At 57.9% G+C, this 12,319-nt stretch carries 10 protein-coding genes; 1 reads left to right on the forward strand and 9 read right to left on the reverse strand.

Features of this window, described 5'->3' with window-relative positions; translation table 11 throughout:
• Positions 1-62 precede the first annotated feature (62 nt).
• Positions 63-1,136 (forward strand): 3-deoxy-7-phosphoheptulonate synthase, encoded by a 1,074-nt coding sequence (locus ACZ5Q2_RS14140; protein WP_061331154.1) that lies wholly within the window; start codon positions 63-65, stop codon positions 1,134-1,136.
• An 84-nt stretch (positions 1,137-1,220) separates the two neighbouring features.
• Here ACZ5Q2_RS14140 and cobA read toward each other — a convergent pair whose 3' ends face one another.
• The 9 genes from cobA to ACZ5Q2_RS14185 all read right to left on the reverse strand — a co-directional run bounded on the left by cobA (position 1,221) and on the right by ACZ5Q2_RS14185 (position 12,227).
• Positions 1,221-2,072 carry a uroporphyrinogen-III C-methyltransferase gene (gene cobA / locus ACZ5Q2_RS14145; protein WP_061331153.1) on the reverse strand — a complete coding sequence of 284 codons (852 nt, stop codon included), beginning with the start codon at positions 2,070-2,072 and terminating at the stop codon, positions 1,221-1,223.
• Positions 2,069-3,343: a serine--tRNA ligase gene (gene serS / locus ACZ5Q2_RS14150; RefSeq protein WP_061331152.1), complete on the reverse strand. Its 1,275-nt coding sequence runs from the start codon at positions 3,341-3,343 to the stop codon at positions 2,069-2,071. Before serS ends, cobA begins: the two co-directional genes overlap by 4 nt.
• A gap of 120 nt (positions 3,344-3,463) precedes the next feature.
• On the reverse strand, positions 3,464-4,798 hold the full coding sequence (locus tag ACZ5Q2_RS14155) for a replication-associated recombination protein A (protein WP_061331151.1): 1,335 nt from the start codon (positions 4,796-4,798) through the stop codon (positions 3,464-3,466).
• The gene (lolA, locus tag ACZ5Q2_RS14160; RefSeq protein WP_061331150.1) at positions 4,798-5,451 is read right to left on the reverse strand and encodes an outer membrane lipoprotein periplasmic chaperone LolA; all 654 of its coding nucleotides are present in this window, start codon (positions 5,449-5,451) and stop codon (positions 4,798-4,800) included. The genes ACZ5Q2_RS14155 and lolA overlap by 1 nt, the downstream gene beginning before the upstream one ends.
• 13 nt (positions 5,452-5,464) lie before the next feature.
• Positions 5,465-8,050, reverse strand: a complete 2,586-nt coding sequence (locus ACZ5Q2_RS14165) for a DNA translocase FtsK (protein WP_061331149.1) — start codon at positions 8,048-8,050, stop codon at positions 5,465-5,467.
• Positions 8,051-8,073: 23 nt separating this feature from the next.
• Positions 8,074-9,297, reverse strand: a complete 1,224-nt coding sequence (locus ACZ5Q2_RS14170; protein WP_061331148.1) for an O-succinylhomoserine sulfhydrylase — start codon at positions 9,295-9,297, stop codon at positions 8,074-8,076.
• Between the two features lie 29 nt (positions 9,298-9,326).
• Positions 9,327-10,850, reverse strand: coding sequence for an amidophosphoribosyltransferase (purF, locus tag ACZ5Q2_RS14175; protein WP_061331147.1), 1,524 nt, complete (start codon positions 10,848-10,850; stop codon positions 9,327-9,329).
• 34 nt (positions 10,851-10,884) lie between these two features.
• Positions 10,885-11,454 carry a CvpA family protein gene (locus tag ACZ5Q2_RS14180; protein WP_061331146.1) on the reverse strand — a complete coding sequence of 190 codons (570 nt, stop codon included), beginning with the start codon at positions 11,452-11,454 and terminating at the stop codon, positions 10,885-10,887.
• A gap of 92 nt (positions 11,455-11,546) precedes the next feature.
• Positions 11,547-12,227 carry an SPOR domain-containing protein gene (locus ACZ5Q2_RS14185; RefSeq protein ID WP_061331145.1) on the reverse strand — a complete coding sequence of 227 codons (681 nt, stop codon included), beginning with the start codon at positions 12,225-12,227 and terminating at the stop codon, positions 11,547-11,549.
• Positions 12,228-12,319 lie beyond the last annotated feature (92 nt).

The following is a 12,319-nucleotide window of genomic DNA, read 5'->3' on the forward strand; positions in this document are numbered from 1 at the left end:
CGGGCCCATAATGACAGCGTTACCCGGTGATGTAACGATCTGATTCGGGGAAGCACAACAAGATGTCGGGCAAGAAACTGGAAAACCTGAACGTGGCCAGCCAGGAACCACTGATCACTCCTGAAGCGCTGAAGAACGAAATGCCGCTGTCAGATGAAGCTGCCGAAACCGTAGCCTCTGGCCGCCAGGCCATTTACGACATCATGGATGGCAAAGACCACCGCCTGTTTATCGTGGTTGGCCCCTGCTCTATCCACGATGTGGAGGCAGCCCGCGATTACGCTGCCCGGCTGAAAAAACTCGCCGACGAAGTCAGCGATACCCTGCTGCTGGTGATGCGGGTATATTTCGAGAAACCGCGCACCACCGTTGGCTGGAAAGGCCTGATCAACGACCCACACCTGAACGATACCTTCGATATTGAACAGGGCCTGCACATTGGCCGTCGCTTGCTGCTGGATATCAACGAGATGGGTCTGCCAACCGCCACCGAGGCCCTTGACCCGATCTCCCCCCAGTACCTGCAAGACACCATTGCCTGGTCCGCCATTGGCGCCCGCACCACCGAGTCTCAAACCCACCGGGAAATGAGCAGCGGCCTGTCCATGGCCATTGGCTTCAAGAATGGCACTGATGGCAGCCTGGACGTAGCCGTTAACGCCATGAAATCGGTTTCTCACCCCCACAGCTTCCTGGGCATCGACCAGCAAGGCAAGGTGGCCATCATCCGCACCAAGGGCAACAACTATGGCCACGTGGTGTTGCGCGGCGGCGGTGGCAAACCGAACTATGATTCCGTGAGTGTTGCACTGTGCGAGCAGGCGCTGGACAAAGCCAATCTGCGCAAGTCGATCATGGTGGATTGCAGCCACGCCAATTCCAGCAAAGATCCGGCCATTCAGCCTCTGGTCATGCAGGATGTGACCCATCAGATCCTGGAGGGCAACCAGTCTATCCAGAGCCTGATGGTGGAAAGCCACATCAACTGGGGTAACCAGTCCATTCCGGAAAACCTGGCAGACCTGAAATACGGCGTGTCGGTAACCGATGCCTGTATTGACTGGGAAACCACCGAGAAAGCCATTCGGGATATGCGCGAAAAGCTCAAAGACGTGCTGCCCAAGCGTAACGCCTGAGCGCGCTGACAGGATTCACGGGGTAGCCGATCAGCTTCGGCGCCCCGTGCTACGAATACACTGGCTCGCTTTACTTCTCCTCCCTCAGGCGCCCTCTACAGCTCCCCGCCATTCCAGGCGACTTCTGAGCCCGACCACGTGACCGATAATCACCAGAGTGGGCGCCTGAACACCACTGTTCTCCACCTTGCCAACAATATCACTGAGCGTGCCCACCACCACTTTCTGGTCGGCGGTTGTGCCCTTGGACACCAGCGCCACCGGCATATCTGGTGTCATGCCATGGCCAATCAATTGCCGGCAGATAATCGGCAATCCCACCAAACCCATGTAGAACACCAGTGTCTGATTATTCTGCACGAAGTCTGACCAGGGCAAATCGCAGGTATCGTTTTTCAAATGCCCGGTAATAAAGCGCACCGACTGGGCGTGGTCCCGGTGAGTCAGCGGAATGCCCGCATAGGCCGCACAGCCGGACGCTGCGGTTATGCCGGGAACCACCTGAAAGCGAACACCGGCAGCCGCCAGCGTTTCAATCTCTTCGCCGCCGCGGCCGAAGATGAACGGGTCACCACCCTTGAGGCGCACCACTTTTTGGCCCTCCCGGGCCAGCTCCACCAAGCGCTGGTTGATCTGATCCTGCGGCAACGTGTGATTTGAGCGCTGCTTGCCGACATGAACCACCTCAACGTTATCGGGGATCAGGGAGAGTATTTCCGGGGAAACCAGCCGATCGTAGAGAATAACGTCGGCGGACTGGATCAGGCGCCAGGCCTTGAGGGTCAGAAGTTCAGGATCACCTGGGCCGGCGCCCACCAGGGCGACCTCGCCCGCAGAATTATTCGGGTTTTCGGTTACCGGGTTGGGCCTGTACCGAACTGGTGCAGGCCCTGCCTTGACGCCCCTTCCTGGTGCATCCGTGAATGGTTCGCTCATTGGATCAGATCAATGCCTTTCATATAGGGTTTGAGAACGTCCGGAACCAGAATACTGCCGTCCTCCTGCTGGTAGTTCTCCATCACCGCGATCATCGCACGGCCAACGGCCAGACCCGATCCGTTCAGGGTATGAACAGGCTCGGGCTTTCCGGTTTCCGGGTTGCGCCAACGTGCTTGCATACGCCGTGCCTGAAAATCACGGGTGTTGGAGCAGGATGAAATTTCCCGGTATTTACCCTGCCCAGGCAGCCACACTTCCAGATCGTAGGTCTTCGCTGCGGAGAAGCCCATGTCGCCGCCACACAGGGTAACCACACGATACGGCAGTTCCAGCAACTGCAGCACCTTCTCGGCATGCCCAGTGAGCTGTTCAAGCGCCTCGGTGGAGTCCTCGGGGCGCACAACATGCACCAGTTCAACCTTGTCGAACTGATGCTGCCGGATCATGCCACGCACATCCCGGCCGTAGGAACCCGCTTCGCTGCGGAAACAGGGGGTATGGCAAACCATCCGCAGCGGCATTTCACTGACCTCGAGAATACTGTCGGCCACCAGGTTGGTCGCCGGCACTTCGGCGGTCGGGATCAGGTACAGCGGGTTGTCACCGGCGGTACGGAACAGATCCTCTTCAAACTTGGGTAGCTGGCCGGTACCGAACAGCGCGTTGGCATTGACCAGGTACGGCACATAGGCTTCGGTATAGCCATGCTCTTCTGTGTGCAGGTCGAGCATGAACTGAGCCAGTGCCCGATGCAGCTTCGCCAGTTGGCCGCGCATGACGGCAAAGCGGGAATGCGCCAGTTGGGTGGCCTTCTCGAAGTCCAGACCCTTGAGCTGTTCGCCCAGAGCAACGTGGTCCCTGGGTTCGAAATCAAAGTTACGCGGCGTGCCCCATACACGGGTCTCTACGTTGTCGTCTTCGTTGGCGCCCGGTGGAACGTCTTCATCCGGCAGATTGGGAATGCCGGCAAAAAACGCGTTCAGGGATTCCTGTACTGAGCGCAACTCCTCCTCAGCTTCGGCCTTCTGCTGCTTGAGATTGTCCACCTCTTCCAGTAGCGGTTTGATGTCTTCACCCGCCGCTTTGGCCTTACCAATGGATTTCGACCGTTTGTTCTGCTCGCTCTGCAGCGTTTCCGCACGAACCTGAATGGCTCGACGGCGTTCCTCAAGGCGTTCGAAGGTGGCAACGTCAAACTCGAAGTTTTTGATAGCCAGCCGACGGGCAATTTCTTCAGTCTGTGAACGGACACGTTTCGGATCGAGCATGATCTTCCTGAATTTTCCGGTTAACGAATAGTATGGATATCACGGCATTATACCTGCCGTGGTTCTGCTGACCACCATCCCCGGGCCGAGGGCCAGGTAATTTGCGGCATGAGGGTTACATCAATAACGCTTTTTGCCGCTTCGGGCATCGAGATCATCCAGGCGCTGGCGCTTTTCAGCCAGTTTGATCTCCAGTCCACGCATGACCGGCTGATAGTAACGGCGCTGGTGAATCACTTCAGGCAGGTAAGACTCTCCGGCAGCGTAAGCGTCCGGTTCGTCATGGGCGTAGCGATATTCATCACCGTGGCCCAGGCTTTTCATCAGCTTGGTAGGAGCATTACGCAGGTGCACCGGCACTTCGTAATCAGGATCCTTTCGGATGTCCGCCATGCACTGGTTGAACGCCTTGTACACGGCATTACTCTTTGGCGCCAGCGCCAGGTAGGTGACGGCCTGGGCCAGCGCCAGCTCCCCTTCCGGCGACCCCAACCGCTCCTGGGCATCCCAGGCCTGCATGGTAATTTGCAGGGCACGGGGGTCTGCGTTACCGATGTCTTCGCTGGCGATCCGCACCAGGCGCCGCGCCACATACAGGGGGTCACAGCCGCCATCCAGCATACGGCAAAGCCAGTACAGGGAACCATCGGGACTGGAGCCACGCACGGATTTGTGCAACGCGGAGATCTGGTCATAGAACACATCGCCGCCTTTGTCGAAACGGCGCAGACTGGTTTGCAGCACCTGTTCCAGAGTCTGGGCAGTTATGACGTTCTGTCCGGTACTATCAGGCTCGGCCAGATCGGCGGCCACCTCCAGAATGTTCAGGGCGCGCCGTGCATCGCCTCCAGAAGCTTCAGCCATGTTATCCAGCACCTCCGCTGGAACCTGCAGGCTGCCACCGAAACCCGCCGGCGAAACCAACGCTCGATTCAGAAGCTCAAGGATGTCCGGCTTGTCCAGATTTTTGAGCACATACACGCGAGTCCGCGACAGGAGCGCGCTGTTCAGTTCGAAAGAGGGGTTTTCCGTGGTGGCACCCACAAAAATGAAGGTGCCATCTTCAATATGTGGGAGAAATGCATCCTGCTGGCTTTTGTTGAACCGGTGCACCTCGTCAACGAACAGCAGCGTGTCCCTGCCCTGGGACTGCTTGCGGTTGCGGGCCCGCTCGACCACATCCCGGATATCCTTGACGCCGCTGAGCACGGCAGAGAGCGTTTCATAGGACAAGTCACCCACGTTGGCCAACAGCCGGGCAAAGGTGGTTTTGCCCACTCCGGGTGGCCCCCAGAGAATCATCGAATGCAGTTGGCCCTGTTCTACGGCGCGCCTGAGCGGTTTTCCGGGGCCGACCAGATGAGCCTGGCCAACGTATTCGTCCAGGTTGGTCGGCCGCATTCTGGCCGCAAGGGGCTGGAATCCGGCCTCGGGCTCAAACAGGTTGTCCTGCATCAGGCACCGTCCCGAATAATATCCACCTCCTCGGGGTATTCCAGGCGGAAGGCACTGTTGTCCAGTTCCTGATTCAGGGTTATCCGGTCAAAGCTGAGAATACTCAGTTGAGACAGCGAATCTTCCATTCTCATTTCCTGGAGCTCACCGTTGTAGAAGCTCAAGCGCAAGGATGTAAACAGGGAATCGGCGCCCCTGGGAACCAGTGTGAACTCGCGGGTATTGTCACCCATCCGGCGCTCACTCACATCGTAGGTTTCCTCAAGATTATCCACTTCGCCACTCAGAAGCAGCGCCGGTGTTGTCTGCACCCGGTCATCGAGGGTGTGAATAGTGACCTGTTCCAGATCCGGGTCGTAAACCTCCACCGTGTCGCCGTCACTGACAATAAACTGGGACAAAGGCGCACCGGTCTCCCAGTAGAACAGACCCGGGCGCTTGGCCTTGAGGGAACCGCGGGTTTCCTGAACCCGGTTGCCATTTTCATTGACCACAATCTGGATGAAATCGGCCTGGTAGGTTTGGTAACTGCGCAACATGGAAGCCAGCTCTTCAGCGGCATCGCGAGAGCTGTTACCCTGTTCCGCAGAGGCCGTTGCCACAACGGCCATCATGCACAGCGCCGCTATCGTCGTGTAGACAGATCTGATCATAAGTATGCTGCTCCTAGTCTCTTGGGGGCGGCGGCGCCAGAACTTCCCTGGCACCATTGTGACCCGCCGGACTGACCACTCCCGAGGCTTCCATGGCGTCCACCAGGTTCGCGGCACGGTTGTAGCCGATCTTGAATTTACGTTGTACGGAGGAGATCGACACCCGTCGGTTCTCGGTCACATAAGCGACCGCTTCGTCGAACAGCGCGTCTCCTTCGTCACCACCGCCTGCACCGCCTTCGCTGAGGGTTGGCACGCCCGGCAGGTGCTCACCTTCGGCGCCGTTAAGCACATCATCCACGTATTCCGGTTCACCCCGGGCTTTCCAGGCACTGACCACCCGGTGTACTTCGTCATCGTCAACGAAGGCTCCGTGTACCCGAACCGGCAGGCCGGAACCCGGCGGCAGGTATAACATATCGCCGTGGCCCAGCAGCTGTTCGGCGCCGCCCTGATCAAGCACGGTACGGGAGTCGATCTTGGACGACACCTGGAACGACATCCGGGTCGGGATATTGGCCTTGATCAGGCCTGTGATCACATCCACGGATGGCCGCTGGGTAGCAAGAATCAGATGGATACCGGCGGCACGGGCCTTCTGGGCAATGCGGGCGATCAGCTCTTCCACCTTTTTGCCGACAATCATCATCATGTCAGCAAATTCGTCGATTACGACAACGATGAACGGCAGGGTTTCCAGTTCTGGCCGCTCCTGTTCGTCGTTGGCCAGGTATTCATCCGGTTTCCAGAGAGGGTCCAGTAACGGCTCGCCCTCGGCGCGGGCGTCTTTCACCTTTTTGTTGTAACCGGCGATGTTGCGCACGCCCAGGCTGGCCATCAAACGGTAGCGCCGTTCCATCTCCGCCACACACCAGCGCAGTGCATTGGCGGCTTCTTTCATGTCCGTCACAACCGGTGCCAGCAGGTGCGGGATGCCATCGTAGATGCTCAGTTCCAGCATCTTCGGGTCCACCATGATAAAGCGCACTTCATCGGGGCTGGCCTTGAGCAGCATACTCAGCAGCATGGCGTTAACCCCGACCGATTTACCCGAACCGGTCGTACCGGCCACCAGCAGGTGCGGCATCTTGGCCAGGTTGGCCACCATCGGATTACCACCAATATCATTACCCAGCGCCAGGGTCAGCGGCGATGACGACTCGGTAAATACCCGGGCCCCAAGCACTTCGCTCAGACGAACGATTTCCCGCTCCTCATTGGGAATCTCGAGGCCCACCACGGACTTTCCGGGTATGACTTCCACCACCCGCACACTCAACACTGCCAATGAACGGGCCAGATCCTTGGCCAGGTTGGAAATCTTGCTGACTTTCACCCCGGCGGCGGGCTTGATCTCGAATCGGGTGATAACCGGGCCAGGATTGACTTCGACCACCTCAACCGTGACACCGAAATCCGCCAGTTTCTCTTCGAGCAGGCGCGACATGTGCTCCAGAGATTCTTCCGAGTAGCCCTTTTCTTTGTGTTCCTCTGGCGGGTCCAGCAAGGAAATCGGCGGAATCAGGCTCTCAATGTCTTCCAGCAAAGAGCCCTGCTTGCTGTTGGTTTTCTTGTCGGCCGGCTCCTGATCATCCTTCTTGAATGGGGCAATTTTCAGCGCCCGGTTCGCGGGCTTGGGCTGCTGAGGCGCGGCCGCCTTGCGAGGCGTTTCATCCCGATCCCCTGAGCTGAAACTTTCCAGTCTTGCGGGTTCAGGTTCAATTTCAAGAAGCCCGTCAATAGCCGGTTCCTTGCGAGCTTTGCTTCTGTCTTTTTGCGTTCCTTTCTCGGCCATTTTTGCTTTACGGCGGAACAAACGGCGCCACCAGGCGTCTTTCTTCGGTGGCTTTTCTGTTACCGGATCGGTCCTTGCCACCCGATCTTTGACGACCGGAGGCTCTGGATCAGGGCGGGCACTGGATGGCGCACCGGGGCTTTTCACATTGCGCTCGCTACTTTTAAACAGCGACTGAAGCCAGCGCCCGGTTTTCAGAGTGAATCCACCAACATGGTCCATCAGGCGGAACCAGGACAGGCCGACGGTCACGGTCAGGGCGAACAGGAAGATCGCGATCAGCAACAGCGTGGTGGCCGGCAGATTGAAGAAGCGCACCATGGCTTCTGAAACCGCGGTGCCCAGTACACCACCGGAGGAGGCACCAAGACCAAATACCGAATAAAGGGAAAGCAGGCTGGTGGCCGACAACAGAATCAGCAGAAACCCGCCAAAGCGAACCATGAACAGTGGCCAATGGAGGTCGAGTGACTCGTGCCTGCGACGGATCAGCATGACGGCATAACCGGCAATCATCACCGGGAAAAGCCAGGAAACCTGCCCGAAGAAGTCTACCAGCAGGCTTGCGAGCCAGGCGCCGGAGCGCCCGGCGGCGTTATCCACGCGGGTATCGTGGCCGATACTCGCCCACCCGGGGTCAGACGCACTGAAGGTAAACAGCGCCATCGCCAGATAGATGCACAGCACAATCATGCCGATAACCGCACCCTCTCTGGCCCCTTGGGCCATCAGGCGGCGAAAGCGCTGTTGTTTTTCTGTCAGTTCCGTCGATGCTGCTTGTTTCGCTTTAGCGGATTCCGCCATGAATGCTCAAACCGTCAGTGAGTTTAGTCTTTCAGCGCCTGAAAACCCCGTGTCAGATCGGCTTTCAGGTCATCAATGGCTTCAATGCCAACAGACAACCGGATCAGATTCTCGGTGATGCCCGCCTTGTCTTTATCCTCGGGAGATAACCGGCCATGGGTTGTCGTCGCCGGGTGGGTGATGGTGGTTTTCACATCACCCAGATTCGCTGTGATTGAAATCATTCGGGTGGCATCAATAAAGCGCCAGGCTTCTTCTCTGCCCCCTTTAACCAGAAACGACACAATTCCGCCAAACCCGTCCTGTTGCTTCTTCGCCAGCTGATGCTGGGGATGGCTTTCAAGACCGGCGTAGAACACCTTATCCACGCTCGGCTGGCTTTCCAGCCAATTCGCCAACTCTAACGCATTGTTGCAGTGGGCTCGCATACGGATCGGTAAGGTTTCCAGCCCTTTCTGGAACACCCAGGCATTGAACGGGCTCATGGTGGGCCCGGCAGATCGCAGGAACCCGTAGATCTCATCCAGATACCTGGCAGGCCCCACCACTACCCCGCCAACACAACGGCCCTGGCCATCCAGATACTTTGTGGCTGAATGAATCACCAGATCCGCACCTTGCTCAAGGGGTCGCTGCAATACCGGCGTACAGAAACAGTTATCCACCACAAACAGGGCATCGTTGGCCCTCGCCAACGCAGACAACGCGTCCATATCAGCGATTTCACAAAGCGGGTTGGATGGCGTTTCAATAAACAGCATCCGGGTTTCTGGCCGGACTGCTGCCTCCCAGCCGTCTGCATCGGTCAGGCTAACGAACGTGGTTTCAACCCCGAAACGCGCCATATACTTCTGGAACAAGACGTTGGTGGTACCAAACACGCCACGGGAACAGATAACGTGATCTCCGGACTGCAGCAACGCCATACAGGTACTCAGGATGGCCGCCATGCCCGAGGCAGTGGCAACGGCCTTTTCTCCACCTTCCATGGCAGCGATGCGAGCCTCAAAACCCTGAACCGTTGGATTGGTAAAACGGGAATAGATGTTGCCGGGCTCCTCACCACCAAAACGGGCTGCCGCCTGGGCGGCACTGCCATAGACGAAACTGGAGGTCGGAAAGATGGCGTCGCTGTGCTCCAGCTGACCGGTGCGGACCTGCCCTGCCCTCACGGCCAGGGTATCCACTGACATACCGTCCAGATCCGATTCAGGAATCCAGAGATGTTCTTCACGGCCGATTGTCATAGTGTTCTCCTGGCACGGGCGTTAGGGGTTCAGTCTTCGTCATTATGGAGGTCGATAATGGCATTATCACCATCGATGATCTGCCCACCGGGACGCTTCTCGTCTTTACGCAGGTCCTCGAGCCGGCGCAGGTAGGCTTCGTCTACGTCACCGGTTACGTAATCACCGGTAAACACCGAGCACTCCCAACCATCGATATCGTCGTTGACATCGTTGACGCAGGTAATCAGGTCTTCCAGGTCCTGGTATACCAGCCAGTCAGCACCGATCTGCTCCCGAACCTCCTCCACCGAACGGTCGTGGGCAATCAGCTCACTGGCCGAGGGCATATCAATGCCGTACACGTTGGGATAACGCACAGGCGGCGCTGCCGAGGCGAAGTAGACGTTCCGGGCACCGGCGTCCCGGGCCATCTGAACGATTTCCTTACAGGTGGTTCCCCGGACGATGGAATCATCCACCAGCATGACATTCTTGCCGCGAAACTCCAGGTCTATGGGATTGAGCTTCTGGCGCACCGACTTCTTCCGCATTTTCTGGCCGGGCATGATAAACGTCCGCCCGATATAGCGGTTCTTGATAAAGCCTTCGCGGTATTTGACACCCAACTGATAGGCCATCTGCATGGCCGAAGTCCGGCTGGTGTCCGGAATCGGGATCACCACATCAATGTCATGGTCCGGCCGCTCCCTGAGCACCTTGTCTGCCAGGGTTTCGCCCATGCGCAGTCGTGCCTTGTAAACCGACACGCGGTCCATGATGGAGTCAGGGCGCGCAAAATAGACGTGCTCGAAGATGCATGGATACAGCTTCGGGGATTCCGCACATTGCTCGGTGTAGAGGGTACCATCGGTTTCGATATAAACCGCTTCACCCGGTGCAATATCCCGAACGATCTCGAAACCGGCGGCGTTCAGAGCCACGCTCTCCGAGGCGATCATGTATTCTTTCTGGCCATCTTCGCTTTCCCGCACACCGTAACAGGCCGGGCGAATGCCATTGGGGTCCCGGAAACCGACAATGCCGTAGCCGGTAATCATGGCGATCACGGCATAGGCACCCCGGCAACGCTTGTGCACGGCGCGGACGGCGGAAAAAATCTCATCTTTGGTCGGGTTCAGTTTCCCAAGCTTCTGCAGCTCATGGGCAAATACGTTGAGCAACACTTCGGAATCGGAATTGGTGTTGATGTGGCGCAGATCGGTGCGGAACAAATCGCTGCTCAGGTCATCGGCATTGGTCAGGTTGCCGTTGTGCGCCAGAGTAATGCCGTAGGGGCTGTTCACGTAAAACGGCTGGGCCTCGGCAGAGCTTGAACTGCCAGCGGTGGGGTAACGGACGTGACCGATCCCCACATTGCCTACCAGTCTGCGCATATGCCGGGTATGGAATACGTCCCGGACCAGGCCATTGTCCTTGCGCAGAAAGAACCGGTTATCCTGAAAAGTCACAATACCCGCCGCATCCTGGCCACGGTGCTGGAGAACAGTCAGTGCATCGTAAAGAAGCTGGTTGACGTTTGAAGTACTGACAATACCGACAATGCCGCACATGGCTGGGGAACTCTCCGAGTGTTAAATCTGAATGTTAACGGGATGCAGGCGTGGGTTCCACGCCTTCCTGCTCTGTTGAGGATTCGGTGCTGTACCCGGCCCCTGCTTCGGGGCCCAGGAACCGGGCAAATTCATCACCCAGGGTTCGGCGGGACCAGTCTTCGACCACCGCCAGACGGTCGATCATCACGGACGTTCTCCACCAGGTATCTTCGGCAAGCGGTGTGTAGCGGGTAAACGCGATACCGGCAATGACCACCACCACACCCCGCAGCAACCCGAACCCCATGCCGAGAACGCGGTCGGTGGCTGACAATCCGGTCGCCCGCACCAGATGACCAATCATATTATTGATAATAGCGCCCACAATCAGGGTGCCGAAAAACAGAATTGCAAAGGCCGCAATCAAACGCACCAGTGGTGTTTCCACGGTGGATTCAAGCAATGACTGCATCTGAGGATGGAACGTGCGGGCAATGATGAATGCCGCAACCCAGGTCACCAGCGACAGGGCTTCGCGAACAAAGCCCCGCTTCAGACTGATCAGCGTGGAAACAGCAATCAGAGCAATGATGACCCAGTCAATCCAGATCAGCGCGTCCATGAAAAACCCGATGGAGAAAAGAAAGCGCGAATTCTAACAGGAAACCGGGCGTCACCAAACCGCCTGAGGCTCATAAATTGCAAGTCACCGGGTCACTTTCCGCCGGAGGTAACCAGGCTGTTCAGTGAGAAGGCATCATCCAGGGCTTTCTTGGCGGCCTCGGCCTCGGACTTGTTGACAAACGGCCCGCTGAACACCCGGGTCAACGTGGTGTCGCCGCGCTCCACTTGCTGCAGGTGAGCGCCGTACCCCATGTCGCGAACATTGTCGCGCAGCCGGCGGGCATTGTCGGCATTACCAAAGCTGCCAAGCTGGACAACCCAGGCACCTTCAAGTGACCGGGTGAACTCAGCGGATTCCTCCGCCGAGCCGGCAGAAGTGGCCGGCTCAGAGGATTGCGAAACCTGTGGCTGAGGTTCTGAACTGGCTGCACGGCTATCCGTCGTGCGGGTAACCGGCTCTGCTACCTCGGCCGCGGGCTCGCGGGCGCTGGACGATTCTGGCGCAGACTCCTCAACGCCTTCAATCAGTCGATAACCGGGAGCTGATTCCGTAGCGGGAGGGTCCTGAGGCGCTGAATTCATGCCGTAGTCGCTGCCGCCAAGGGCCGGCTCCGGGGGAACGTCCACTTCAGGGAACGGCGGCTCCTCGGGGATGGTGACAGGCCGGGACTGGCGCTCGGAATGGGGCTCGTCAAATATCATCGGCACAAAAATCACAGCCAGGGAGACCAGAACCAGCGCACCAATGATTCTTTGTTTCAATCCGTTCACGAGAAAGGGCTCCCTTAACCTAACAGTTTGGTACTGATACTAACCGCCGAGTGCCGTTAACACAAAGCTCCGGCGCCTGCCATGGACAAAGT

Source organism: Marinobacter alkaliphilus (assembly GCF_055394375.1).

Bases quoted from the DNA above. Each gene is read 5' to 3' on its own strand.
- ACZ5Q2_RS14140 (WP_061331154.1), top strand. From the start codon at position 63: ATGTCGGGCAAGAAACTGGAAAACCTGAACGTGGCCAGCCAGGAACCA.
- cobA (WP_061331153.1), bottom strand. From the start codon at position 2,072: ATGAGCGAACCATTCACGGATGCACCAGGAAGGGGCGTCAAGGCAGGG.
- serS (WP_061331152.1), bottom strand. From the start codon at position 3,343: ATGCTCGATCCGAAACGTGTCCGTTCACAGACTGAAGAAATTGCCCGT.
- ACZ5Q2_RS14155 (WP_061331151.1), bottom strand. From the start codon at position 4,798: ATGCAGGACAACCTGTTTGAGCCCGAGGCCGGATTCCAGCCCCTTGCG.
- lolA (WP_061331150.1), bottom strand. From the start codon at position 5,451: ATGATCAGATCTGTCTACACGACGATAGCGGCGCTGTGCATGATGGCC.
- ACZ5Q2_RS14165 (WP_061331149.1), bottom strand. From the start codon at position 8,050: ATGGCGGAATCCGCTAAAGCGAAACAAGCAGCATCGACGGAACTGACA.
- ACZ5Q2_RS14170 (WP_061331148.1), bottom strand. From the start codon at position 9,297: ATGACAATCGGCCGTGAAGAACATCTCTGGATTCCTGAATCGGATCTG.
- purF (WP_061331147.1), bottom strand. From the start codon at position 10,850: ATGTGCGGCATTGTCGGTATTGTCAGTACTTCAAACGTCAACCAGCTT.
- ACZ5Q2_RS14180 (WP_061331146.1), bottom strand. From the start codon at position 11,454: ATGGACGCGCTGATCTGGATTGACTGGGTCATCATTGCTCTGATTGCT.